This window comes from Marisediminitalea aggregata (genome assembly GCF_900129565.1).
Classification (GTDB): Bacteria; Pseudomonadota; Gammaproteobacteria; order Enterobacterales; family Alteromonadaceae; genus Alteromonas; species Alteromonas aggregata.
Genome location: NZ_FQWD01000002.1, coordinates 69,956 through 95,117, shown reverse-complemented (window position 1 = coordinate 95,117; position 25,162 = coordinate 69,956). Strand labels below are relative to the sequence as shown.

Genomic DNA, 25,162 nt, shown 5'->3' with positions numbered 1-25,162 from the left:
GTTAACATGGGTGAACAAAATGTCATTTCAGGAAAAATCAGCGTGGGTCATGGCGCTGGCACTAACAGTAATATCTATTATGTGCGGGTGGTCCGTGTATAAAGCATCAGTTGCGGCGGGTGGCTTAGTGTCACCGTCTATTGGATTGATTTCATCCTACACCCTGGTATTGGTAGTCATTGTGGTGGCTGGGCAGGTTGTGATCAGTATCTGCTCGCCCAAACAGGCATCAACACCAGCCGATGAACGGGAAATACATATTGAGCGGAAGGCTGGCTATACGTCGGGCTGGATCATGGGGGTAGGCGCTGTTGTATCGATGTCGCACTATCTGCATTGGAACAACGGAGACATGCTGTTTTATATGGTGCTGGGCAGTATGGCATTAGCAGCCATTGTCGATTACGTATATCGCATTGTATTGCACCGGAGCGCGATTATTTAATGGCAAAGCAGTTACTGATCACTAATTCAATAAAAGCGCTCAGAGAAGCACATGGAGAGATGACGCAATCCCAATTGGGGGAAGCCGTAGGGGTAACGCGTCAAACCGTGGCGGCCATCGAGCAACGGCGCTATTCGCCCTCGCTGGAAACGGCGTTTCGCATAGCGCGGGTATTTGACGTTAGCGTGAATGATGTCTTCGAGTGGGATGATAAATAGTGCTAAAGCACTATTTATCATTGTTGTTTATGGGATGTATAAATTTAAATGATATTCTGATGGGTGGCAGTGAGCACCGTTTTTAGTTGGTTTGATATATTCATCAAATCTATGTGACCCATCACCAAATGAATATATTATTCACAAAAACGAATAATTATTTCAGTTAAAACGCCTATATTGACTTTTTATGCAATTCAAACGGGTGTTTGTATTGTGTTTTATATACCGACATGGTACTTATTCGTTTCCAAAATTTTGGCCGGGAAAATCTATGTCCGCACAATCTATAAACGATTTATTGTTCGAAGCTGCTACCTTGCTCATGGTAGGGATGGGTTTCGTGTTCGTATTTCTTACCATATTGATCGCGGCGGTGAACCTTCTGAAGGCGTTCTGTGAACGCTTTCCAGGCCAGGAGCCTCAGGCGCCAACCAGAGCGTCGTCAAAGGCTGCACGTCCAGCACAGGCAAATGAAGATAAAAATATCGTTGCTGCTATTACTGCTGCCGTACATGCACACCGTCAAGCTAACCGTTAACACACTTTAGGAGCTCACATGTCAAAGCCACTGGCCATTACCGAACTGGTGCTTCGGGATGCACACCAATCCCTGCTCGCCACCAGAATGCGCATAGAGGATATGCTGCCAATCGCTGAAAAACTGGATAAGGCCGGATACTGGTCAATTGAGTCCTGGGGTGGGGCAACGTTTGATGCCTGTATTCGTTATCTGGGTGAAGATCCCTGGGAGCGTATTCGCTTGTTGAAGCAGGCCATGCCAAACACACCGCAGCAAATGTTACTGCGTGGCCAAAACCTGCTGGGCTATCGCCATTATGCCGACGACGTGGTAACGCGTTTTGTTGAGCGCGCGCACGACAACGGTGTAGACGTATTCCGTATTTTCGATGCAATGAACGACGTTCGTAACCTGGAAACGGCGGTAAAAGCTGCAGTCAACTGTGGTGCTCATGCTCAGGGAACGATTTCGTATACCGTAAGCCCGGTACACAACCTGCAGTTGTGGCTGGACATGGCCAAGCAGCTTGAAGACATGGGTGTACACTCCATCTGCATTAAAGACATGGCTGGCCTGTTAAAGCCTTACGAGTGTGAAACGCTCATAACGCAACTTAAGCAAACGGTAGATGTACCGATTGCCATGCAGTGTCACGCAACCACAGGTTTGAGTACGGCCACTTATCAGAAAGCTATTGATGCCGGCATTGATATCCTCGACACCGCGATTTCGTCGATGAGCATGACCTATGGTCACTCTGCGACCGAAACGATGGTGTCTATTCTGGAAGGCACCGAGCGTGATACCGGATTGTCATTGCCGGATTTAAGCGAAATTGCCGCTTATTTCCGCGAAGTTCGCAAAAAATACGCGAAGTTTGAAGGTAGCCTGAAAGGCGTGGACGCCCGTATTCTGCTTGCTCAGGTACCAGGTGGCATGCTGACAAACATGGAAAATCAGCTTAAAGAGCAGGGCGCAGAAGAAAAGTTCGACGACGTACTGTTAGAAATCCCGCGCGTTCGTGAAGATTTAGGCTTTATTCCGCTGGTAACACCCACATCACAAATTGTCGGCACTCAATCAGTACTGAACGTGCTGACCGGTGAGCGCTACAAGAGCATTACCAAAGAAACCGCTGGCGTGTTGAAAGGTGAGTACGGTGCCACAGCGGCGCCAGTAAACGCCGAATTACAACAGCGCGTATTGGATGGCGGTGAAGCCATTACATGTCGCCCGGCGGATCTGATCGACCCTGAACTGGAAAAACTGGAAACAGAACTGGATTCACTGGCATCGGAGAAGTCAATTACTTTGGCGGAGCAAAAAATTGACGACGTACTGACGTATGCATTGTTCCCTCAAATTGGCCTTAAATTCCTGGAAAACCGCGGTAATCCGGATGCCTTTGAGCCGGCTCCTTCTGAACAAACAGCCGCTGCGCCTGCTGCTCCTGTAGCCACTGCGAGTGCAGATGCGCCAAGCAGTTACGACGTTCGTGTCGACGGCAAAGTGTATAGTGTGGAAGTGGCTGCGTCTGGCCAGTTGGGGGCGATTACACCGGTTGCTTCTGCTGCGCCAGCACAAGCCGCTGCGCCAGCACCATCGGCAGGTGGTCAGGCAATCAATGCACCGTTAGCCGGTAACGTGTTTAAAGTACTGGTAGGCCCTGGCGATCAGGTGAGTAATGGTGATGTTGTTATTATTTTGGAAGCCATGAAAATGGAAACCGAAATCCGCAGCGCATTCGATGGCACAGTCTCGTCTGTGTTGGTGAAAGAAGGCGACAGCGTTACCAACGGTCAGCCGTTAATTGAATTAGGGTAAGCCCATGGAACAGTTAGCAATTTTATGGGACAGCACCGCCTTAGCTCACTTTGAGCTGGGGCAGGTGATCATGATGGCGGTAGGGGCGCTATTGCTTTACCTTGCCATTGTGCGTGGTTTTGAACCTCTACTGTTATTTCCAATTGGCTTTGGTGCTATTCTGACCAACATTCCATTGGCAGGTTTTACCGATCCGGGCGGATTGTTGTATTACATCTATGAGGTCGGTATTCACTCAGGCGTCTTCCCCCTGCTCATATTTATGGGCGTAGGGGCTATGACTGACTTCGGTGCGTTAATCGCAAACCCCAAGATGTTATTACTCGGTGCAGCCGCGCAGTTTGGTATTTTTGCCACCTTGTTTGGTGCGATTGCGCTGAATTTCATTCCTGGGTTCGACTTTACCCTTAAAGATGCCTCTGCGATTGCCATTATCGGCGGGGCGGATGGTCCGACAGCTATTTTCCTGGCTTCGCGCCTTTCACCTGATTTACTGGGGGCAATTGCGGTAGCAGCGTATTCTTACATGGCGCTGGTGCCAATTATTCAGCCGCCAATCATGAAAGCGTTAACGACGCCGGAAGAGCGCAAAATTGAAATGGCGCAATTGCGTCATGTCAGTAAGAAAGAGAAAACCCTGTTCCCATTGGGCGTACTGCTGCTTACTATTTTGTTCCTGCCGTCGGCTACGCCGTTGGTGGGCATGTTTTGCTTCGGTAACCTTATGAAAGAATGTGGTGTGGTTGACCGTTTAAGCAAAACCGCGCAAAACGAGCTGATCAACATTGTGACTATCTTCCTGGGTCTGGCGGTTGGTTCAAAGCTGTCTGCCGATAAATTCCTGACGGTGGAAACCTTAGGTATTTTAGGACTGGGTGCGGTTGCGTTTGGTATCGGTACGGCGGCAGGGGTATTAATGGCGAAGTTGATGAGCCGCTTAACAGGTGGTTCTATTAACCCATTAATTGGCGCTGCCGGTGTGTCTGCCGTGCCAATGGCTGCACGGGTAGTGAATAAAGTCGGTCTGGAAGCAAACCAGCACAATTTCCTGTTGATGCATGCGATGGGCCCGAATGTAGCCGGGGTATTGGGATCTGCTGTGGCTGCCGGTGTATTACTGGCGCTGGTAGGCTAGTCTATTAACTGCTGATCACCGCAGCGTTTGCTGCGGGATCAGTGACTGATAAGACAACACCAGTTTCTTGGTTGTTTCATGCTGAGGCCATCGAAAGATGGTCTCTGTTTTTCCACTCTCTATAATCTGACCACCATCCATCACAATCACCCGGTCGGCGATATGTCGAACGATCCCCAGGTTGTGAGAAATAAATATAAAAGCCAGCCCCATCTCTTGTTGCAGCTTTAAGATCAGGTTCACGGTTTGTGATCGTATCGTCGGGTCTAATGCCGCGAATGGTTCATCGGCAATTAATACTTTGGGCTCGGGCAGAATGGCACGGGCCAGGGCGACACGTTGTTGCTGTCCGTCAGACAGCATATGCCGATAAAAGTAGATGTGCTCACGCAGTAACCCTACCTTCACCAGGGTATCGGCAATCAGGGCCTTGCGTTCAGCATCTGACAGGCCCGTATTCAAACGCAGAGGTTCATCGAGTATCTGGCCAACGGTAATGCCAGGGTTCATGGACTCGCTGCTGTGTTGAAAGATCATACGAATACCGGTGATATCGGCATTTTTGCGCGCTGCGCGATGTCGAACAGACCAGTACTTCTCTTCCATGAGGTGAATATTACCCTCATCAGGCTCTACCGCGCCGGCCAGCATTTTTGCCAGCAGTGATTTCCCCGAGCGGTTCTGGCCAATGATAGCAATGGTTTCGCCTTTGGTTACCTGCATATCAATTGGGCCTAGCGAAAAAATCTCAGGTTTCTTCAACCAACGTTTTTTACTGCTGTGCCTGAACGTCAGGCCACTGACATCCAATACCTGCTTCATAATTTCTCCATATGCAGCGGGAAGTGGCAGCTGTAACTGTGATCGTGGATTTTACGCACCGCCGGAACGTTTACGCAGGCGCGCTGTGCTCTTGGACAGCGCGGCCCTAAACGACAGCCAATAGGCAAGTGCTGTAGCGTTGGGATCGTCCCCGCCAGTGTGGGTAACTGGGACTTGGGCGGCAAATCTTTACTGAAACTGGGCGCGCTGTCTAATAGCGCCTTGGTATAAGGATGCAATGGACGCTTGCGTATGTGTTTCATTTTGCCGGACTCAACGGTTTGCCCGCAATACAATACCGTCATGGTATGCGACATACTGGCAATCGCCAGCAGGTCGTGGCTGACGAATAAAATGCCAAGTGAGCGTGTTTGGTTCAACCGCGAGAGCAATTTCAGTACCTGCACCTTGGTGGTGGTTTCCATGCCTCGGGTCGGGTCATCGGCTATCAGCATTTTAGGCTGATTCACCAACGCCATGGCCAGCATCAGCTTTTGCCCGATATCGGTTGGAATTTGGTGGGGATAAGCACGCAGGTAGTGGTTGTGATCTTTTATTCCGACTTTGTGCACGGTACTAATGACTTCCCTGCGCCGTTGTTGAGCGCGTTGCCAGAACCACTTACCTTCAATTAATTCATCCGGTACGGCTTCCTCAAGCTGTTCTCCCAACGTCACGGAAGGGTCGAGCGAGGCAATGGCGTGTTGAAACACCACGCCGATGTCTTTGCGCAATACCTGACGGCGTTGCTCAACAGACATCGACAACAAGTTTTCACCGTTCCAACTCATGCGGTCGGCGGTAAGATGCCAATTGCCGGGCGTAGCACCAGCGATGGCTTGTACAATCAGGCTTTTCCCTGAACCCGATTCGCCAACCAGCGCGCGAATTTCGCCGGAGTTCACCGTTAAGTTAATTTTATCCAGCGCTTTAATGGACTGGGAGCCGGTATTGATTTCAAGGGTAAGGTTTTTAATGTCTAACAATGGCATTAGCGATTTACCCTTTTTCTCAATGCTGAACGAAGGCCATCACCTACCACGGTGATCGACAGTACCATCAGGAATATGGCGATCCCCGGAATGGCAATATTCCACGGCGACAAATACCCGACATCCAGACCTGCTGCCAGAATAGCGCCAAGCTCGGGTAATGGCGGCTGTGCGCCTAAATTCAGGAAGCCCAGGGCGCTTATATCAATAACGGCAATAGACAAGGCCAGGGTACCTTGCACGACCAGCATTTCAATCATGTTGGGTAAAATTGAATAGTAAAAAATCTGCAGGCGATTTGCGCCGTCCAATGTCGACGCCTGAATGTAGTCTTTTTTCATTTCGGCGCGCACAAAGGTACGGGTGTGATGAATAAACTGCGGGATAAGCGCCAGTGTGATGGCCCACATACTGTTGACCAGACCACTGCCTAAAATACCAACGATGATAATGGCAATCAGCAGGGTAGGGATGGCCATTAACGCATCCAGTAAGTGATTGACGACGCTTGAGCGCACTCCGCTTAACATGCCCGCAATGGTGCCTATAGACACGCCCACCGCCATGGCGATGATGACCACCAGAAGACTGGTACCAAAGGTTACCCGGCAGCCATACATAATCCGTGAAAATAGATCCCGGCCCAGTGCATCGGTGCCAAATAAATGGGTAATCGAGCCATTCGGGTGCCAGCTTGGGGCCACTAAAATGGACTCCGTATTCTGGAATAAAGGATCATAAGGCGTAACCAACGGAGCGAAGAATGCAAAGAAGACAAACAGCAGCAGAATCGCTAACCCCACCAGAGCTACGTGACTGGATTTAAACTCGCGCCATGTGTGCTGCCACGGTGACGGGCGAATTTCATCTTCGTAGAGACTAAATCGTGACACTTTCGAATTTTTCCCTGCTGGGGTCAATTAACCGGTTAAACAAATCTATCGAAATGGTAATAATGACTACCAGAGTCGATACCGCCAGCATGCCAATCCGCAGTGCTGAATAATCACGCTGATAAATTGCCTGAATAAGCCAGTTGCCAATACCTGGCCAGGAAAACAAGGTTTCTACAATCATAGCGTTCGTGATCAGGGTTGTAATCTGCATGGCCATGAGCGGCAATATTGGCAGCAGCGCGTTGCGCAATACGTGCCGGAAAAATATCTGGCGATTTGATAGTCCGCGCGCTTTAGCTGCTGTGATATAGGGCTTATTGAGTACATCAATAATAGAGCGACGGGTGATACGAATAATCGCCGCCGTTGAAATACAGGCTATCGACAACGTCGGCAGAATCAGATGCAAGAATGCATCCCGCATGGCCAGAGAGGTATCAACGTCATCTGCAAGCAGAATATCAATGAACAAAAAGCCGGTCTGACTGGGTATATCGAACAATAAGTTCAGTCTGCCAGATAAAGGCAACCAGCCAAATTGCAGACTAAACGTCAGTATAAACAACACGGCAAGCCAAAATACCGGTACCGAATAGACGGTGACGCTGAGCGAGTTAATGGTGAAATCGGCATTCGTGTAGGCGCGTAAACCGCTATAACAGCCAATGGGAATACCCACCAATATCACAATCATCATCGCGTATGTACTAAGTTCTACGGTAGCGGGGAGCGCGGTAAGTACTTCTTCCTTGAGTGGTTGACCCGAGATCAGGCTGTAGCCCCAGTTGCCGCTGAATAGCTGCTCCAGGTAGTGCCAAAACTGAATTAAATAGGCACTGTCCAGCCGGTATTGGCGAACAAGGGCATCGTGTTGAATACTATTCTGCGGGGTGATACCAGTGAGATTGATGATCGGCTCTGCAGGGAACAGGTATATCAATGTAAAAGACAAAGCTGACAAAGCCAGCAATGTCAGCACAAACAAAATAGTGTAGCGCAGTAGGATATTAATCACGGGGTTTGGTTACCCCGCCAAGTCGAACGCCACCGAATGGATTGATGATCATGCCATTGAGTTCTTTCCGGTAGGCCTGATAGCGGTATGCATGCGCAATAGGCACCAGTGGAAGTTTTTCAAAAATTAATTGATTAGCTTGCAAATATAGCGCTTTTCGCACTTCAATGTCTTCGGTTTGCAGCGCCTTGTCGAGAATTTCATCGTAGGCAGGCTCACACCAACGTGCGCGATTGGTGCCGGAAGGGATCGCATCGCAACTTAGCAGCGGCCGATAGAAGTTATCCGGGTCGCCATTGTCAGCAGACCAGCCAATTAACACTGAATCGTGATTGCCTTCTCTTAGCAAGCGTCTGAATGTGGTCCAGTCGTAGCTCACAATGTTCACGTTTACTTCGATTTCCGCCAGGTAATTCTGAATGAGTTCTGCCATTTTTTTCGCATTGGGGTTATAGGCACGCTCTACCGGAATGGCCCATACATTCATAGTGAACCCGGGTGGTACACCGGCATTGTCCAGTAACTTACGCGCCAGTACCGGATTATAGCCAGTGTCATCGGCGTCAGCCTGATACGCCCAGCTCGCAGCTGGTAGCAAGGACCTGGCGCGGGTCGCGCTGTCGAAATACACGGCTTCCAACAAGGTGTTTTTATCGATGGCATAGGCCAGCGCCTTGCGAACATCCGGATTGTCGAACGGCGGACGCTCGGTATTAAAGGCCCAGAAGCCAATATTCAAACCGGCTTTCTCAGCCAGGACCAAATCGTCGCGTTCACGAATAATTTCATGGTCGACTCGGGCCGGGAATGCAATCGCATCACACTCACCGGTCATGAGTTTTGCCAGTCGCAGGGAGCTCTTGGGCGTGATATCAAAAATCAATGTGTTACTGTCGGGTTGTCCCCGCCAGTAAGAAGGGTTGGCGTTGTAGCGTATATAGTGGTCTTTTTTATAGCTCTGGTATTGATAAGGGCCGGTACCGATCGGGAATTCGTCCAGCTCTTCGGGCGTTCCCATGGACATCAGATAGTCAGCGTATTCAGCCGACAATATGACCGAGAAGTCACTGGCGATATTGGCCAAAAAAGAGCTGTCTCGCTCGAACAACGCTATTTCTACCTCGTTCGAAGATATTTGACGAATATCAGCAATGTTTGACGCCAGGCCCAGACTTTCAAAATACGGGTAATAGCCACCGGAAACACGGTGAAACGGGTGTTCAGTTAAACGCCAGCGATTGAACGAAAACACCACATCTGATGCATTAAACGGTCGGGTAGGCGTGAAATAGGCGGTACTGTGAAACACCACATCTGGCCGCAGCGTAAATCGGTAAATCAGGCCGTCTTCACTGACTGACCATTCGCTGGCCAAAGACGGTTGAATACGGCCGGTTTCGGTATCGAACTCTAACAGGCGGTCATAGATTTGGTGTGCGGTAGCATCGGCCGTGGTGGTTGATGTATCCAATTGTGGATTCATCGATAACGGATCGCTCTCAGAGCAATACACCAGCCCTTCCTGAAATTTTTCACTGTATTTTTGCGGCGAACAACCAGCCAGGCTAAAAAAACAAATAACCGTAAGCAAATGACTGGCTGACGGATAGCGCATGATCAGTTTTCCTCGGCCGTGGAATCAAGCAGGTTGTATTTCTTCAGATAACCACGCAGTTGATGGTAAGTCAGACTGAGCTTTTCAGCGGTCTTTTTCTGATTGTACTGACTGTCAGCTAATGCCTGTTGGATCATATTGATCTCGTAATCCTGGCTGAGCTGCTTTAAATCCAACGGATAGTCTGCAATAGCCGGCATAAGTGTTGGAGGTTCAGCTGCCGCTGGCTGAGCTGTTGGCGCCGAGGCAACCGGCTGAGTATCTGTCGGTGCGGTTGACGGCGATTGTGCAATCCTATCCTGGGTTTTGACTCTGGCCTGTGGACGAAATGCAGATTCAAACGGGTCGAGGATAATCTCGTGCACCGGTAGGTTTGGATTATTACAACGGTACACGGCCCGCTCTACCACGTTCTTCAATTCACGGATGTTACCGGGCCAGTCATATTCAAGCAGGGTCCGCTTGGCTTTTTCGGTAAAGCCACTGAACAGTTCCATTTCCAGTTCCCGCGCCATGTTGATGGCAAAGTTCTCTGCCAGCAATAAAATGTCGTCTTTGCGTTCGCGAAGCGGGGGGATGGTAATAACATCAAAAGCAAGTCGGTCGAGTAAGTCGGCTCTGAATTCGCCTGAGTCTGCCAGCGAAGGTAAATCTTCGTTGGTTGCGGCAATGAGTCGAACATCGACTTTTAACGTTCGGCTGCCACCTACGCGCTCAAATTCACCGTATTCTATAACACGCAGTAGTTTTTCCTGAATCAATCCCGAGGTGTTGGCCAGCTCATCCAGAAACAAGGTACCGTTGTGAGCAACCTCAAAACGACCTTCCCGGCGTTTGGCTGCGCCGGTAAATGCCCCGGCTTCATACCCGAACAATTCACTTTCCAGTAAATTTTCGTTCAGCGCGGCACAGTTGAGCTTCACATAGTTTTGATCCCAGCGTTTTGACAGGAAGTGTAAACGCGCTGCGATGAGTTCTTTACCGGTTCCACGTTCACCGATAATCAATACGGGTTTATTTAGCGGCGCAATTTGAGAAACCTGTTCCAGAATCTCTAAAAAACTGTTCGCTTGCCCGAGCAAATTGTCCTGTTGGCGAAACCGACTCATTAATTCCCTCAAAAAGTAGCCAAATCGACCAATTAATAGTGTAGATTAAAAAAGATGCCGATTCGAGTATTTCTTTTTTTCTATTTAAACTGTTTAAAAACAGTGTGTTAAAATATTTTTTGAAGTTGGCAGGGTATTTGTATGGTTAGTACCAAGATTAACCATTCGTTTTCAACACGAGCCAGAGGTAAGTAATTATGGGTATCTTCTCGCGTTTCACTGACATTGTGAACTCAAATATTAATGCATTACTCGATAAGGCTGAAGATCCGGAGAAAATGGTTCGCCTGATCATCCAGGAAATGGAAGACACGCTGGTAGAAGTACGTTCAGCGTCAGCCAAAACCATTGCCAGTAAAAAGGACATCGTGGCACAAATTAGTAAAACGGAAGCGGATGCCGCAGACTGGCAGGCCAAAGCGGAGTTTGCACTGAGCAAAGACCGTGAGGACCTGGCACGCGCAGCGCTTCAGGAAAAGAAAAAGAGTAACGAAGCGGCTGAGTCACTCAGCAAAGAGCTACAGATTGTTGAAGAACAAATCGGTAAGCTTCAAACTGAAACCGCACAGCTGCAGGAAAAACTGGCCGATGCCAAGGCACGTCAGAAAACCATTATCATGCGTCAGAAAACCGCGACTTCGCGACTGGAAGTTCGCAAAACACTGGATAGCGGTAAAATCGACGAAGCAATGGGACGTTTTGAGCAATACGAGCGCAAAATTGACGACATTGAATCGCAAGTCGAAGCGTATGACCTGGGTAAAAAATCGTTACACGATGAATTTGCAGAGTTAGAAGCCGGCGATAAAATTAATGATGAGCTGGAAGCATTGAAAGCCAAAATGAAGCAGTCTGCAAAGCCTGCTGGCAAATCAGCCAAAGCGAAATAAGTTAATAACGTATTCGGCTGATTGATTTCAGCGCTTCATATCGGAGGTATATTATGGATGAAGGCACGGTTGCACTAATACTTGCACCATTGATTATCTTTTTGATCTTTGTTGCACCTATCTGGTTGATTCTGCACTATCGCAGTAAGAAGCAGGTCAACCAGGGCTTAACGGCTGAAGATCAGATTGCACTACAGGAACTGGCTGGCAAAGCCGAAATGATGGCAGACAGAATTAAAACCCTGGAAGCAATTCTTGATTCAGAAGCACCTGAGTGGAGAAATCGCGCATGACTAAGAAAACGATTTATCGTGACACCAAGCACGGCCGGATTGCCGGTGTGTGCGCCGGCATCGCCGAGTACTTCGGACTTGAAGTCTGGTTGGTACGTATCCTGACGGTCACGGCGTTTTTCTTACTTGCAGGGCCGTTTGTTTTCGTTACCTACATTGCGTGCTGGTTTATTTTTGACAAGCGCCCGGCGAACGTGGAGCAAGTGCCCACCTACCGCGATGGCAGCGACACCAGCAAGGGATGGCGGAACAGTGATGCCGGTGGAGCCGACGACAACGAGCGCGTAGAAGTGAAAACCAAGGTGTGGCAGGCCGGTGAGCCGCCAAGACAAGCTTTTCACGATATTGCGAACCGTTTCCAGGGAATCGAAAAACGTTTGCGCAAAATTGAAACTTACGTAACGTCCAGAGAGTATCAGTTAAACCGCGAAATCAGCCGTTTATAGCACTGCACTCAACCAACATAAACAAGCCCGCTAGTCTCTGATTTAGCGGGCTTTTTTAATGCCTTTTATAAATTTCCGGCAGTGTCATTAAGTCGTATTTTGTAAATTTAATGTTACATCGAATGAGCAGGTGTGAAGCGCTCGGGAGTGTTGCTGAGCGCCAAAATCATTACACTTTAGTCAATAAATTGTTAACTAAATTCGGTGTATGGCTAAGCAATTAAAATATCATTCAAAAACTCCCGGCCCAGGCGGAATTATTCAGTGGTCAGCGGAAGAGAACCGCGTGTGGAAGGCATTGTATGACCAACAAATGGCGTTGCTACCAGGCAGAGCCTGTGATGAGTATTTTCACGGCCTGGAGTTACTGGGCTTGCAGCCTGACGTTATTCCCCAGCTCCCTGATATAGACCGGGCGCTGCAGGCAGCTACCGGATGGCAAACCGCTGCGGTGCCGGCGTTGATCAGCTTTGCCGAGTTTTTTGAATTGCTGGCGAACAAGCGTTTCCCGGTTGCCACCTTTATTCGTAGCGAAGAAGACTTTCATTACTTACAAGAGCCGGACATTTTCCACGAGGTTATGGGACATTGTCCGCTGTTGACCAATCCGGCCTTTGCCAAATTTACAGAAACATACGGCAAACTGGGTCTGGCTGCGAGTAAAGAAGACCGTGTCTTTTTGGCTCGTTTGTACTGGTTCACCGTTGAGTTTGGTTTGGTAAAACAGCACGACGGCCTGCGCATTGTCGGTGGTGGAATACTGTCTTCGCCGAAAGAAACGCAATACGCGCTGGAAAGTGACGTACCGGTTCGTCGCGACATTATGGTAACTGATGTACTCAGAACGCCATATCGCATCGATATTCTGCAACCGCTTTACTACATTCTGGAAAACTTCGACCAGTTGCTGGACATTTCAGAAATGGATCTGATGGCACTTGTTCAGGAAGCCAAAGAGCTGGGGTTGTTTGAACCTCTCTTCGAACCCAAGAAAAAAGCAAGCTAACTATACTAAAATTAGCAACCGTGCATGCCTGTCATGCACGGTTTTTTGCATTTTTATGGAAAAATGAACATTTCAGTTGCTAATTGCGTATTACGCTAGAATAGTTATTAAATTGTGATATTCTGTAAAATATAGTTTACAGCTGCCAGGTGTTTGGATGCGTTTAGAAATCAGTTGTCAGGACAGACTCGGGATCGCCCAGGATGTGCTGGATATTTTAGTTACCCATAACATTGACCTCCGCGGTATAGAAATCGACGAAGTCGGTAAAATCTTCCTCAACTTTCCTAATATCAAATTCGAAGATTTTCAGCATTTGATGCCGAAAATTCGCCGTATTCCTGGGATTGAAGACGTAAAAACCACGCTGTTTATGCCAGGTGAGCGGGAGCGTAATCAATTATTTGCGATTGTCCAAACGTTGCCTGATCCGGTTTTTTCCATTGATAACCGCGGCAAACTGTTGTTGTGCAACGATGCAGTGACCAGCGGCCTCGAGATGGATGAAAACGACCTGTTGCTCACTGAGATTGGCGAGTATGTTAAGGGATTTAATTTCAGCCGTTGGCTGGAAAGTAAAAATCCAACGCCACACAGCACTAAGGTGAAGTTTATACAACAAGATTTTGTTGCAGATATTTTACCCATTACCGTCGATGATTCCGACGACAAAACCGTGTTGGCGGGGGCGGTTGTAATGTTGAAGTCAGAAGTACGTCTGGGTCAGCAAATTACTGTGTTTCAACAACACGATACCGGTAGCTTTGACAAATTGATCACGCAGTCGCCGACCATGCAGCAGACTATCGACGAGGCAAAACGCATTGCTGATCTCGATGCCCCTATTCTTATTTTTGGTGAAACCGGTACGGGCAAAGAAATGCTGGCAAAAGCATGTCATCAGAGCAGTCGCCGAGCCGACAAACCTTTTCTTGCACTAAATTGCGGTGCTATACCCGATAACGTGGCTGAAACTGAACTGTTTGGCTATGCGGCAGGTACATTCAACCAAACCCAGGCCAAAGTGGGGCTGATTGAACAGGCCGCAGGTGGTACTTTACTACTCGATGAAATCGCCGACATGTCAACCCAACTCCAGGCAAAGTTGTTGCGAGTACTGGAAGATGGTGAGTTTCGTCGCATTGGTGACGTAAACCCGGTCGGCGTTGACGTGCGATTTATTTGCACCACCTGTCAGGACTTGGGGCAATTGGTAGAAGAAGGTAAATTCCGTAAAGAGCTGTATTACCGGTTAAACGTATTGGGTCTGGTCGTGCCGTCGCTTCGCGAACGTCGCTCAGACATTGTGCCTTTGTCTGAGGCATTTATTCTTCAACATAGTGCCAAGCTTGGACGACGCCCAGCCAAACTCAGTAAGTCGTGTGTGGACTTCCTACAGCATTACCCTTGGCCTGGTAACGTAAGGCAATTACAAAATGCTTTGTTTCGCGCCTTGTCGTTACTGGACGGAAACGAAATAACCAAAGAAGACATTCAACTGCCCAGTTGTACACCCAGCATGACCTACGTCGATGAAAACTTCGAAGGTACGCTCGATGAGGAAGTGAAGAAGTTTGAGCGTGATTTGCTCAAGAAACTTTATCCGTCGTATCCAAGTACTCGTCAACTGGCGAAAAAGCTGGGGTTAAGTCATACGGCGATCGCCAATAAACTCCGTGAATATGGCATAAACAAAGCCACTGTAAAGCTATAGTTACATTGTTGAAATGCCGACAAAGCCGCGCTGACGGGCTCTGCGCGGCTTTTTTGTGTCTTAAAAAAGGTTTATATCAACCTGTTACTTTATGTTTACAAAAGATGTAAATACAGCTTGCTAATTGTCTGATTGCTAAAGCTTCTGTCGCAGGCTGTTCTCTGATTATATTGTTGCAAACATGTTAATCGGAGACATCAATGACAACGCATTCTAATAACTACAATCCTCTGGGCACTGACGGCTTCGAATTTGTCGAATACACGGCAGCGAATGATGAGGGCATCGAGGTGCTAAAAGCGCTGTTCACTTCACTGGGCTTCGCTGAAGTCGCTGTTCACAAATCCAAGCGTGTATGGTTGTTTCGCCAGGGTGATATCAATTTTATTATCAACGCAGAACCCGCATCACAAGCTGAAGAATTTGCGCGCTTGCGCGGGCCGAGCGTGTGCGGCATGGCATTCAGAGTGAAAGACGCCGGGGTAGCCATTGAACATGCCCTGGCCAATGGTGGCAAGCTGTTCCGCGGCAACTTGGGGCCCATGGAGCTGAATATTCCGGCGATTTACGGTATCGGTGAAAGCACGCTTTATTTTGTCGACCGCTATGGCTCAGACAGCATCTACGACGTTGACTTCTCGTTCTATCCCGACTGGCAGGAGCGTGTTGCAAAAGCGGATGCCGGCCTGCAGTTAATCGACCATCTCACACACAACGTGAAACGCGGAAATATGGCGGTATGGGCTGAATTTTACGAGAACATCGGTAACTTCCGTGAAATACGCTACTTCGATATCGAAGGAAAGCTCACCGGATTGGTAAGTAAAGCCATGACATCACCTTGTGGCCGTATTCGCATCCCAATTAACGAGTCGGTTGATGATCACTCTCAGATTGAGGAGTTTATAAAAGCCTACAACGGTGAGGGCATTCAGCACATTGCCTTATCTACCGACGATATCTATAAAACAGTATCAGAGCTGAAAGGGCGCGGGCTGGCCTTTATGGATACTCCAGACACTTATTATGATGCTGTGAACACCCGTATTCCGGGTCACGGTGAATCGATTGATGTGCTAAGGGATTTGCGGATCCTGATTGATGGTGCGCCAGAGCAGGATGGCATTTTGCTACAAATTTTCACCGACACGGTAATTGGTCCTGTGTTCTTCGAAATCATTCAGCGCAAAGGCAATGAAGGGTTTGGTGAAGGCAATTTTAAAGCCTTGTTCGAGAGCATTGAGCAAGACCAAATCCGTCGCGGTGTATTGAATGCCGAGGGTGACAATGCGTAATCCAGCGCGCTTTCCCATAAAGCAAGGCCTGCATTCCCGTCAGGCCCATGCTGATTTACCTGAGCAGGCACTGTATGAACGCGAAGTAGGACGGGACGGCTTTTTTGGCCCGGCATCTCATATTCATCATAAGCATGCGCCAACAGGTTGGACTGAGTGGGAAGGGGAGCTGCGTCCACGTGCGTTCGACCTGATGCAGCTTAATCAGCTAGCTGAAGGCAACTCGCCGTTTTCGGCTCCGGTTATTTTGCATAACGCCCATTGTCAGTATCGTTTCTGGCATTGTAATGAGCCGATGCAAAAGCTGGCTCGTAACGCAGATGGAGACGATTTGCTCTTCGTGCACAAGGGAGAAGGTGACTTATACTGTGATTACGGTCACTTTGTGGTAACAGAAGGGGATTACGTTGTGATCCCTCGCTCTACTATGTGGCGACTGGCGCCTCGCGTGCCAATGCAGTTGCTGATGATCGAAGCAACGGACGATAGTTACCAGTTGCCCGAAAAAGGCCTGGTAGGTAATCACGCCATCTTCGATCCGGCTATGCTTCGTTATCCCGAGATTAACGACCAGTTTTTGGCACAGCAGGATGAAAATACCTGGCAGGTTGAGGTGAAGCGACATCAACGTTTGTCGCGGATAACTTACCCGTTTAATCCACTGGATGCTCAGGGCTGGCATGGTGACCTGACAGTAATGAAAATTAACTGGCGGGATATTCGTCCGTTAATGAGCCATCGCTATCATTTGCCGCCGTCAGCGCATACGACGTTCGTCGCTAAGCGTTTTGTGGTTTGCACATTTGTACCGCGCCCTATTGAAAGCGATCCTGGCGCGCTCAAGGTGCCTTTCTATCACAGTAACGACGATTTTGATGAAGTGTTGTTTTATCACGCGGGTGACTTTTTCAGTCGAGACAACATTGAGGCGGGCATGGTGACGTTCCACCCGGCAGGCTTTACCCACGGGCCTCATCCAAAAGCGTTTGCTGCCGGTCAGGCACATAAGAAAACCTTTACCGACGAAGTTGCTGTCATGCTCGATACCCGCGATGCGCTTGAGATCACGGCAGCAAGTCAGGCTGTAGAAAACGCGGAATACGTGTACAGCTGGAAAGGTTAACAGGAGAACAGAATGAAGTTTGCTACTTATAAGAATGCGCAGCGTGATGGTGAGTTAATGATGGTAAGCCGCGATTTGACACGCGCAGTGTCGGCGGCGCCGGTTGCGCAAACTCTGCAACAGTTTATTGATAACTGGGATGCGCTTGAGGCGCAAATGCAGTCGCGCTATGAAAAGCTCAACAGTGGTGAAATTGAATGCGAGGCGTTTGACCCGAAACGCTGTCACTCGCCTTTACCACGCGCTTATCATTGGGCCGATGGCAGTGCCTATGTCAATCACGTAGAGCTGGTACGCCGAGCCCGAGGCGCAGAAATTCCAGAATCATTCTGGACAGATCCGCTGATGTACCAGGGCGGTAGTGACGATTTCATTGGTCCTTACGACGATGTGGTTGTGCCAGATGTTGCAATGGGAATCGATTTTGAGGCTGAAATAGCGGTTATCACTAACGATGTACCAATGTGCGTTACAGCAGAACAGGCTGGTAATCACATCAAACTACTGATGCTGGTAAATGACGTTTCATTGCGCGGATTGATTCCCGGTGAACTTGCTAAAGGGTTTGGATTTTATCAATCCAAGCCGGCCAGTGCTTTTTCGCCGGTAGCTGTGACGCCTGACGAGCTGGGTGACAGCTGGACCGATACTAAGGTAAATCTGCCGCTACAGACCCATTATAACAATGAACTGTTTGGTAAACCTAATGCCGGTGTGGACATGACATTTAACTTTGCTCAGTTAGTTGCGCATGCGGCTCGCACCCGGAATCTGGGCGCGGGAACGATAATTGGTTCAGGTACAGTGTCAAATAAACAGGGCACTGATTATGGATCTGCTATAGTTCAGGGAGGGGTAGGTTACTCCTGTATTGCCGAAGTTCGCATGATTGAAACCATCCGTGATGGCAAACCGTCGACCAGTTTTATGGCCAACGGTGACACTGTGCGTATTGAAATGCTCGATGACCAGCAACAAAGTATTTTTGGTGCCATTGAGCAACGCGTAAGTGTGCTGAACTAACGGCTACGTGCTAACCGGTACCTGCGATTGGCGGGTACCGCACAATTAGGAAATCCATGATGAGTTTGAAGTTATATGGATACTGGCGTTCTTCGGCTACCTACCGGGTCCGCATTGCGCTGAACCTGAAAGGGTTGGAGTATGAATACGTGCCGGTGCACTTAGTTAAAGACGGTGGCGAACAACACCAGGCCGCTTACGATTCCCTGAATCCCTCACATCTAGTCCCCACGTTTGTTGATGATGACGAAGACATTATTCTGAACCAATCACTGAGTATTATTGAGTACCTTGATGAACGTTACCCTGAGCCCTATTCGCTTATGCCGGCTCATGCGGTTGAGCGGGCCAGAGTGAGAGGACTGGCGCAAGATATTGCTTGTGATATTCAGCCGCTGGCGAACCTGCGTGTTTTGCAGTCACTGTCTAATCAGTATGAGTTGTCCAGTGACCAGACTAACGGTTGGTGCAAACACTGGATTGAAAAAGGTTTCGATGGTATCGAGCGTCGACTACAGACTCAGGCAGGACGATTCTGTTTTGATTTTGATGTCACCATGGCTGACATTTGTTTGGTGCCACAAGTTTATAACGCGAAGCGATTTGGTGTTGATATGACACGCTACCCACTCATATTGCGTATATACGATAATTGCCAGGCGTTAGAAGCGTTTCAGCAGGCAGAACCGGAAAATCAACCCGACGCGCAATAGCGTCGGGATGTCATGTTATAGAAATCGAATTTGCTACTGACTTTTAATAGGTAGCGCCGTTGTGTTCTTCACCTGTTTCAACGCAAAGGTGGAACTTAAGTGATCGACGCAGGGGAGATGCGTGAGCTTGGTTTTGAGAATGTGTTCGTACTCTTCAATACTTTCCACTATCACTTTCAACAGATAGTCTTTCTCGCCGCTGGTGGTGTGGCACTCTACAATTTCGTCGATGGACTGAACGGCTTTTTCAAAGTCGGTAAGTGAATCGCCATCGTGATTTTTCAGCGAGACATAAATAAATACCGACACCCCTAAATTGAGTTTTTTGCCGTTGAGTAAGGTCACTTTGCGAAGGATGATCCCTTCGGCTTCCAGGCGCTTAACCCGACGCCAGCAAGGGGTGTGCGACAAGCCAACCTGTTGGCTGAGATCTGCCATGGAAATCGTGGCATCTTGCTGCAACACACGTAGGATTTCGCGGTCGAATTTATCCAGTTTCATTAAGGTACTCGTGATTTCGCTATTATGATAGTTATTGTGCGTACATTATAATACTAGGATATACATCCTACAAAGCACTGACGAAAAAAATTGCCGTTCTACGCTGTAAATTAAACGGCATAAACTCGCAAAACCTGTCCTCAGTGGTGTGCGCTAGTATAGCGTTTTCTTGTCCAGGAACGGTTTACCCTATGTCTGTTTTTGATCACCCGGAATTTGATAAACATGAACACGTGGCATTTTGCCATGACGAAGCCAGTGGCTTAAAAGCCATTATTGCCATTCACAATACGAACCTTGGCCCGTCATTGGGTGGGTGTCGCATGTGGCCATATCTGAACAGCGCTGAAGCGCTGACTGATGTACTTCGTCTCTCTAAAGGAATGACGTACAAAGCAGCCATGGCAAACCTGAAACAGGGTGGTGGCAAGTCAGTAATCATCGGTGATCCGCGCAAGCATAAAACGGAAGACATGATGAAGGCCATGGGACGTTTTGTTGAAAGTCTCAATGGTCGTTACATCACTGCAGAAGACTCAGGGATTAGCGTTGAAAACCTGCAGGCTATGGCGACACAGTCATCACACATTGCAGGCACGTCGGCGCAGTATAATGCTCTGGGCGAAACGCCAACCGGCAACCCGGCTCCGTCAACGGCATACGGTGTGTTTGTGGGATTAAAAGCCACGGTACAACACGTACTTAAAAGTGACTTAAACGGTGTAAAAGTCGCCATTCAGGGCATGGGACACGTAGGCTATCGTCTGGCAAAGCAATTACATGCCGAAGGGGCCAAGCTTTACGTGGCAGATATTTATCCTGAAGGATTAGCTAAAGCCGAAGCAGAGCTGGGTGCAACGATTGTAGCGCCAGAAGAGATTCTGACTTTACCACTGGACGTAATAGCACCTTGTGCAATGGGTTCATCCATTAACGATGAGTCGTTGCCTGACATTCAGGCAAAAATTATTGCCGGTGCTGCAAACAACCAGCTCGCAAGGGAGTCACTGGGTACCGCATTAAAAGAAAAAGGCATTGTGTATGCGCCGGATTACGTCATAAATGCGGGTGGTATCATCGATATCTATCACCAGAAGCTGGATGACTCTTCAGACGACGCTATGCGAGCACATATTGCCAAAATTGGCGAAACCCTGGTAGAGGTTTACGAGCGCGCAGAAGCAGAAAATCGCGCGACGAACCTGGTTGCAAATCAAATTGCTGAGGAACGTTTTACAACTCAGGGTTGAACTTTGCGACACAAGTCGTCATAATGCGCCGCGCTCCTGCAAAGGAGCGCAGGTTTCTATGGTGGGCTCTTGGTCCTCTCGCAATGATACTCTGTGAACCCGGTCAGGCCCGGAAGGGAGCAGCCGCAGCAGACGACTCATGTGCCGGGATGTGGCTGAGAGCCTGCCACCCAAATTCCCAATCCAGCTTTTACTATTCTTCGTCTTTCTTTACGACCTGATCCAGAAACTTAATCGCTTTTTCCACCGCATATTCCACGTTCATCTCCATTTGTTGGCGTTCGCTTTGCGGCAAATAAAATGCCATGTCCACTTCGTATCGAATGTAGCGTGGCGGCACCTGATTTAATGCCAGGCAACACAAATCAGCCAGGTAGTCTGCAGATTTTGTTCGGTCTAGTCCCAGATGTGCAATGCGTTCTAAAACCAGATGCTCGTAATAATTATGGATGTCGTCATCTAACTTCACAGTGTTTTCCTTGTTGTTATGTTCTCTTCATTTATAGCTTGTCTGCAGGGTATGTCGAGTTGATTCCTATAAATCTGAAAAAAATGACATTGAGAATTAATGCGGCACGGGTAAACAGAATATCTTTACAATCAAATGTCACAAGCACCTAACTCCTATATTCATGCCTAAAAAGACAGCCCCGAAGGACAGCTATTGTGACAAAAGCGGCGAAATTCAGAACACTTCAAGAAATAAAATACCAATATATGCGATAAGTGACATTTATGTGAGTTAAGTGGTAATAAATAAGTAATAATTAATTCGTATATTTACGTTTTATTTGCAATAAAATATTTAATTTTAATGTGTATTATTATATGTATTTTCTGATTTATTTTATGTTTTATATTTGTCTATAATTTTGCTTTCCCCTTTTATAGTATGGATGGTGACTTGCTGAGTTAGCGTTGTTAGCGCTGAAGGATGCTTAACTTTTTACATTTTGTAAATATATGTGTACAAAATTTGGAGGTGGTTGATTCATCATTTTGTATAATTGCTATTGAATAATTTATCGCTATTGACCCCAAACTTATCATGCAGTTATTATCTTGGTGGGGTTCCCCAGTCTAAAAGTCGAGATAAAACGACTTAGTTATTCCAATATTGTGGTCCAGGGAGACAACACATGATAAATATGAAAAAGAGCCTTACTGCGATTAGTATCGCGGTTGGCCTAGGCTTATCTGTTCCAGTATATGCAGATGGCACGACAGGATATATTCAAGGTAATGCGGTTGAAACTTCAGGTGCGAAGTTGAGTAATGCCAGTGTTTCAATTACTAATCTGGAAACCGGTCTGACCCGCTCAGTTGTGACTGATGAAAATGGCGTTTTCCGTTTTCCATTACTACCTCCAGGTAATTATAAAATTGTTGCCGAAAAGGGCGGGTACAAAACAACCATTCAAGAAAGTGTAGCGGTTGGTATCAGTGGTAAAACTAACATCAATATCTCTCTGGCAAGTGAAGATGTTGAAACAATTGAAGTTGTTGGTTCTTCAATTGCAATGGTAGACATTACCAGTTCGACTACAGGTATTGTTGTAGACACGCTTACTTTAGATAAAGTTCCGGTGCCTCGTAATTTGACGTCAGTTGCTTTATTGGCGCCAGGCACAACGCGTGGTGACTCTGCATTCGGTGATTTACCTTCTATCGGTGGTGCATCTGTAGGTGAGAATGCTTATTATGTAAACGGCCTGAACATCACTAACTTCCGTACTGGTGTTGGTTCTAGTGAACCACCATTCGATATGTACGACATGTTTGAAGTAAAAACAGGTGGTTATTCAGCAGAGTTTGGTCGCGTAACTGGTGGTGTTATTAACGCCAAAATTAAGAGCGGTACAAACGAATTCAAGTGGGGCGTAAACGCTTACTATGAGCCTGATTCATTACGCGAAGATCGTCCTTCGTCTTTTTCTCCAGCCAATGATCTTTACAGAATCAACAACGACTTCGATAAAAGCGACTCACTGGATTATAACATCTGGTCAAGCGGCGCATTAATCGAAGATAAATTATTCTACTATGTATTGGTAAACCCGCGTGATGTTGAACAATCGTACCGTGGTCAACAGTCTATCGTTGAAGGTGGGGTATTCGAAAACCGTTACACAGAAAAAGACGACGATACATTTTGGGTTGCAAAGGTAGACTGGTATGTAACCGAAAACAACATTCTTGAACTTACCGCCTTTTCTGATGAAAGAACAACGAAAGTAACTAAGGGGTTCTATAGTGACGGCGTTGAGGACGACGAGCCTACAGTTACCGAAGAAAACGACGGTGGCTTAAACGCCAGCGTGAAATGGACCAGTATTCTGACAGACGATTTCTCAGTATCTGCTATGTATGGTATCAACAAGCAAGACCGTACTGTTGGTAGTGCATTGGATGCGAACCCAGCTGTTTATTATCGTTATGACAGTACTGCTGCCTTTGTTCCGGCAAGTACGTTTGCTAACTTCACTGTAGAACAAGGTGAAGATGAGCGAGAAGTTTTCCGTGTAGATGCTGACTGGTTTGTTGGTGATCACTCTATTCGTTTTGGTGTGGATTACGAAAAACTAACGGCTACTTCGAGTACAATTAACTCTGGTGGCGCTTATTACTTGTACTACGTCGATGACAGTACTGATGCAAATGAAATCTACCAGGTTCGTCATCGTACTTATGAAGTTGGTGGTGATTTTGAATCTGAAAACTTTGCATTCTATGTGAATGATCAGTGGCAAGTAACGGATGACCTTGTACTTAACATGGGTATCCGTAACGACTCATTCGAAAACTTCAATGCCAACGGCGAAACCTTTGTGAAGCTTGATAACCAATGGGCATTACGCTTAGGTGCTGTTTATGATGTGATGGGCGATGGCGAGTCTAAATTATGGGCGAGCTACGGTCGTTATTATTTGCCTGTTGCAGCAAATACAAACATCCGTTTGGCCGGCGCAGAAACATACATCCAGGAGTACTATGAGTTTGAAGGTTTTGCCGATGAAGCTCTAGGTATTCCAAATCTAACTGGTGCTCAAACGCGTCCAGACGAAGTTTTTGCTAACGGTCAGGCCGCTGCTCCTGATGCTATTGTGGCTGGTAATCTTGATTCCATGTATTCAGATGAATTTATTGCTGGTTATCAGTTCCAGCTAAGTGACGACTGGAGTATGGCAATTCAAGGTACTTACCGTGAACTGTCTACAACCATTGAAGATGCTGCAATCGATGCTGCAGTTATTGATTGGGCGGCAGAAAATGGATACGGTGATGTTACTGACATTTGGACGGGTTTCCACCAGTATGTACTAATTAATCCTGGCAAAGACATAACTGTTGGTACAAATGAGCTGCCTGGAACTGACGGTGAAATGATTTACATGGACCTGTCTGCAGAAGATCTAGGCTATCCAGAGTCAATTCGTAAATATGCGTCAGTAGATGTTACTTTTGAAAAAGCATGGGACGGTGTTTGGTTGTTAAACGCAGCATATACTTGGTCACACAGCTGGGGTAACAACGAAGGTTATGTGCGTTCAGACAACGGTCAGGACGATGCGGGTTTGACGACCTTGTTCGACCAACCGGGATTACTTGACGGGGCTTATGGCGATCTGCCTAATGACAGACGTCATCAGTTCAAAGTATTTGGTTCTTATGCTGTAACTGAAAACTTTAACCTTGGTGCAAACCTTCAGTTCTGGACTGGTCGTCCGAAAAATGCATTCGGTTACCACCCTACAGACGTGTTTGCTCAGGCGTACGGTTCTGAGTCATTCTACAAAAACGGTGTTCTGGCTCCACGTGGCTCAGAAGGTCGCACTAACAGCTATTGGAACTTAGATCTTACCGCTTCTTATAATGTAGAAATTGGTGAAGATTACGATCTGACACTCCGTGCAGATATCTTTAACGTTCTTAATAACGACACCGTTACTGAAGTTAATGAAATCTATGATGACGAAGGTGATGTAGCTGGTTCTGGTGCAGTTAACCCGAACTTCGGTTTGCCAACTGCTTGGCAGTCACCTCGTTACGTTCGATTCAGTGTAAACTTCAGATACTAAGAAGTTTGTTAAATTCTGATTAGCGTAAAACAAAAAACCCTCACATCGTGAGGGTTTTTTTTCGTCTTTCAACAATGCAAGTCATCAGTCGTTATTCGTAAATTTAACTCGACTAGCGTGCTTGAATTAAATTATTGAGGTTGTGTTCTATATTAGCCTTTGCCAAACATCATGAAGACTGAACTTCGGCTACAAAACAGTCAACGTGACTTAAAGTTCCGTCTTAGATAAAAAT

General features: G+C 47.4%; 24 protein-coding genes and 1 other RNA gene. 17 read left to right on the top strand and 8 right to left on the bottom strand.

Annotated features, from left to right (window positions below; all coding sequences use genetic code 11):
* The first annotated feature begins 94 nt into the window (after positions 1-94).
* The 5 genes from BUB81_RS04485 to BUB81_RS04465 all read left to right on the top strand — a co-directional run bounded on the left by BUB81_RS04485 (position 95) and on the right by BUB81_RS04465 (position 4,145).
* The gene (locus BUB81_RS04485; protein ID WP_139241506.1) at positions 95-445 is read left to right on the top strand and encodes a DUF2178 domain-containing protein; all 351 of its coding nucleotides are present in this window, start codon (positions 95-97) and stop codon (positions 443-445) included.
* Positions 445-663 carry a helix-turn-helix transcriptional regulator gene (locus tag BUB81_RS04480; protein ID WP_073318989.1) on the top strand — a complete coding sequence of 73 codons (219 nt, stop codon included), beginning with the start codon at positions 445-447 and terminating at the stop codon, positions 661-663. Before BUB81_RS04485 ends, BUB81_RS04480 begins: the two co-directional genes overlap by 1 nt.
* A gap of 274 nt (positions 664-937) precedes the next feature.
* Entirely contained in the window at positions 938-1,204 is a 267-nt protein-coding gene (locus BUB81_RS04475) for an OadG family protein (RefSeq protein WP_073318986.1), read from the top strand.
* Positions 1,205-1,222: 18 nt separating this feature from the next.
* A complete protein-coding gene (gene oadA / locus BUB81_RS04470; RefSeq protein WP_073318983.1) occupies positions 1,223-3,010 on the top strand; it encodes a sodium-extruding oxaloacetate decarboxylase subunit alpha in 1,788 nt (595 codons plus the stop codon).
* A gap of 4 nt (positions 3,011-3,014) precedes the next feature.
* The gene (locus tag BUB81_RS04465; RefSeq protein ID WP_073318980.1) at positions 3,015-4,145 is read left to right on the top strand and encodes a sodium ion-translocating decarboxylase subunit beta; all 1,131 of its coding nucleotides are present in this window, start codon (positions 3,015-3,017) and stop codon (positions 4,143-4,145) included.
* A 15-nt stretch (positions 4,146-4,160) separates the two neighbouring features.
* On the opposite strand, the gene BUB81_RS04460 is transcribed toward BUB81_RS04465, so the two are convergent.
* From BUB81_RS04460 to pspF, 6 genes are read right to left on the bottom strand one after another with little or no spacing between them, the layout of a single operon-like run.
* A complete protein-coding gene (locus tag BUB81_RS04460; RefSeq protein ID WP_073318977.1) occupies positions 4,161-4,967 on the bottom strand; it encodes an ATP-binding cassette domain-containing protein in 807 nt (268 codons plus the stop codon).
* Positions 4,964-5,959 carry a peptide ABC transporter ATP-binding protein gene (locus BUB81_RS04455; protein ID WP_073318974.1) on the bottom strand — a complete coding sequence of 332 codons (996 nt, stop codon included), beginning with the start codon at positions 5,957-5,959 and terminating at the stop codon, positions 4,964-4,966. Before BUB81_RS04455 ends, BUB81_RS04460 begins: the two co-directional genes overlap by 4 nt.
* Positions 5,959-6,852: an ABC transporter permease subunit gene (locus tag BUB81_RS04450; protein ID WP_073318971.1), complete on the bottom strand. Its 894-nt coding sequence runs from the start codon at positions 6,850-6,852 to the stop codon at positions 5,959-5,961. The genes BUB81_RS04455 and BUB81_RS04450 overlap by 1 nt, the downstream gene beginning before the upstream one ends.
* A complete protein-coding gene (locus BUB81_RS04445) occupies positions 6,839-7,870 on the bottom strand; it encodes an ABC transporter permease (protein ID WP_073318968.1) in 1,032 nt (343 codons plus the stop codon). The genes BUB81_RS04450 and BUB81_RS04445 overlap by 14 nt, the downstream gene beginning before the upstream one ends.
* A complete protein-coding gene (locus BUB81_RS04440) occupies positions 7,863-9,485 on the bottom strand; it encodes an ABC transporter substrate-binding protein (RefSeq protein WP_073318966.1) in 1,623 nt (540 codons plus the stop codon). Before BUB81_RS04440 ends, BUB81_RS04445 begins: the two co-directional genes overlap by 8 nt.
* A 2-nt stretch (positions 9,486-9,487) precedes the next feature.
* A complete protein-coding gene (pspF, locus tag BUB81_RS04435; RefSeq protein WP_073318964.1) occupies positions 9,488-10,594 on the bottom strand; it encodes a phage shock protein operon transcriptional activator in 1,107 nt (368 codons plus the stop codon).
* A gap of 197 nt (positions 10,595-10,791) precedes the next feature.
* Here pspF and pspA point away from each other — a divergent pair, with 197 nt between their 5' ends.
* From pspA to maiA, 9 genes are all read left to right on the top strand, one after another.
* Positions 10,792-11,484, top strand: a complete 693-nt coding sequence (gene pspA, locus BUB81_RS04430; protein ID WP_073318962.1) for a phage shock protein PspA — start codon at positions 10,792-10,794, stop codon at positions 11,482-11,484.
* 53 nt (positions 11,485-11,537) lie between these two features.
* A complete protein-coding gene (gene pspB, locus BUB81_RS04425) occupies positions 11,538-11,777 on the top strand; it encodes an envelope stress response membrane protein PspB (protein WP_073318960.1) in 240 nt (79 codons plus the stop codon).
* Positions 11,774-12,223: an envelope stress response membrane protein PspC gene (gene pspC, locus BUB81_RS04420; RefSeq protein ID WP_073318957.1), complete on the top strand. Its 450-nt coding sequence runs from the start codon at positions 11,774-11,776 to the stop codon at positions 12,221-12,223. The genes pspB and pspC overlap by 4 nt, the downstream gene beginning before the upstream one ends.
* Positions 12,224-12,431: 208 nt before the next feature.
* A complete protein-coding gene (gene phhA, locus BUB81_RS04415; protein WP_073318954.1) occupies positions 12,432-13,229 on the top strand; it encodes a phenylalanine 4-monooxygenase in 798 nt (265 codons plus the stop codon).
* 157 nt (positions 13,230-13,386) lie between these two features.
* Positions 13,387-14,943: a transcriptional regulator TyrR gene (gene tyrR, locus BUB81_RS04410; protein WP_073318951.1), complete on the top strand. Its 1,557-nt coding sequence runs from the start codon at positions 13,387-13,389 to the stop codon at positions 14,941-14,943.
* A gap of 200 nt (positions 14,944-15,143) precedes the next feature.
* The gene (hppD, locus tag BUB81_RS04405; RefSeq protein WP_073318948.1) at positions 15,144-16,238 is read left to right on the top strand and encodes a 4-hydroxyphenylpyruvate dioxygenase; all 1,095 of its coding nucleotides are present in this window, start codon (positions 15,144-15,146) and stop codon (positions 16,236-16,238) included.
* Complete coding sequence (locus tag BUB81_RS04400) at positions 16,231-17,361, top strand: homogentisate 1,2-dioxygenase (RefSeq protein ID WP_073318945.1); 1,131 nt, start codon at positions 16,231-16,233, stop codon at positions 17,359-17,361. Before hppD ends, BUB81_RS04400 begins: the two co-directional genes overlap by 8 nt.
* 12 nt (positions 17,362-17,373) lie before the next feature.
* Entirely contained in the window at positions 17,374-18,384 is a 1,011-nt protein-coding gene (locus tag BUB81_RS04395) for a fumarylacetoacetate hydrolase family protein (RefSeq protein ID WP_073318942.1), read from the top strand.
* Positions 18,385-18,443: 59 nt separating this feature from the next.
* Entirely contained in the window at positions 18,444-19,097 is a 654-nt protein-coding gene (maiA, locus tag BUB81_RS04390; RefSeq protein WP_073318940.1) for a maleylacetoacetate isomerase, read from the top strand.
* A gap of 33 nt (positions 19,098-19,130) precedes the next feature.
* On the opposite strand, the gene BUB81_RS04385 is transcribed toward maiA, so the two are convergent.
* The gene (locus BUB81_RS04385) at positions 19,131-19,598 is read right to left on the bottom strand and encodes an Lrp/AsnC family transcriptional regulator (RefSeq protein WP_073318938.1); all 468 of its coding nucleotides are present in this window, start codon (positions 19,596-19,598) and stop codon (positions 19,131-19,133) included.
* Between the two features lie 191 nt (positions 19,599-19,789).
* Here BUB81_RS04385 and BUB81_RS04380 point away from each other — a divergent pair, with 191 nt between their 5' ends.
* Together BUB81_RS04380 and ffs are read left to right on the top strand one after the other, a co-directional pair.
* The gene (locus tag BUB81_RS04380) at positions 19,790-20,848 is read left to right on the top strand and encodes a Glu/Leu/Phe/Val dehydrogenase dimerization domain-containing protein (protein ID WP_073318936.1); all 1,059 of its coding nucleotides are present in this window, start codon (positions 19,790-19,792) and stop codon (positions 20,846-20,848) included.
* 67 nt (positions 20,849-20,915) lie between these two features.
* Positions 20,916-21,012, top strand: an RNA gene (ffs, locus tag BUB81_RS04375) — signal recognition particle sRNA small type.
* 29 nt (positions 21,013-21,041) lie between these two features.
* On the opposite strand, the gene BUB81_RS04370 is transcribed toward ffs, so the two are convergent.
* A complete protein-coding gene (locus BUB81_RS04370; protein WP_073318934.1) occupies positions 21,042-21,317 on the bottom strand; it encodes a late competence development ComFB family protein in 276 nt (91 codons plus the stop codon).
* Positions 21,318-21,987: 670 nt separating this feature from the next.
* On the opposite strand from BUB81_RS04370, the gene BUB81_RS04365 reads away from it, so the two are divergent.
* Positions 21,988-24,927, top strand: coding sequence for a TonB-dependent receptor (locus tag BUB81_RS04365; RefSeq protein ID WP_073318932.1), 2,940 nt, complete (start codon positions 21,988-21,990; stop codon positions 24,925-24,927).
* Positions 24,928-25,162 lie beyond the last annotated feature (235 nt).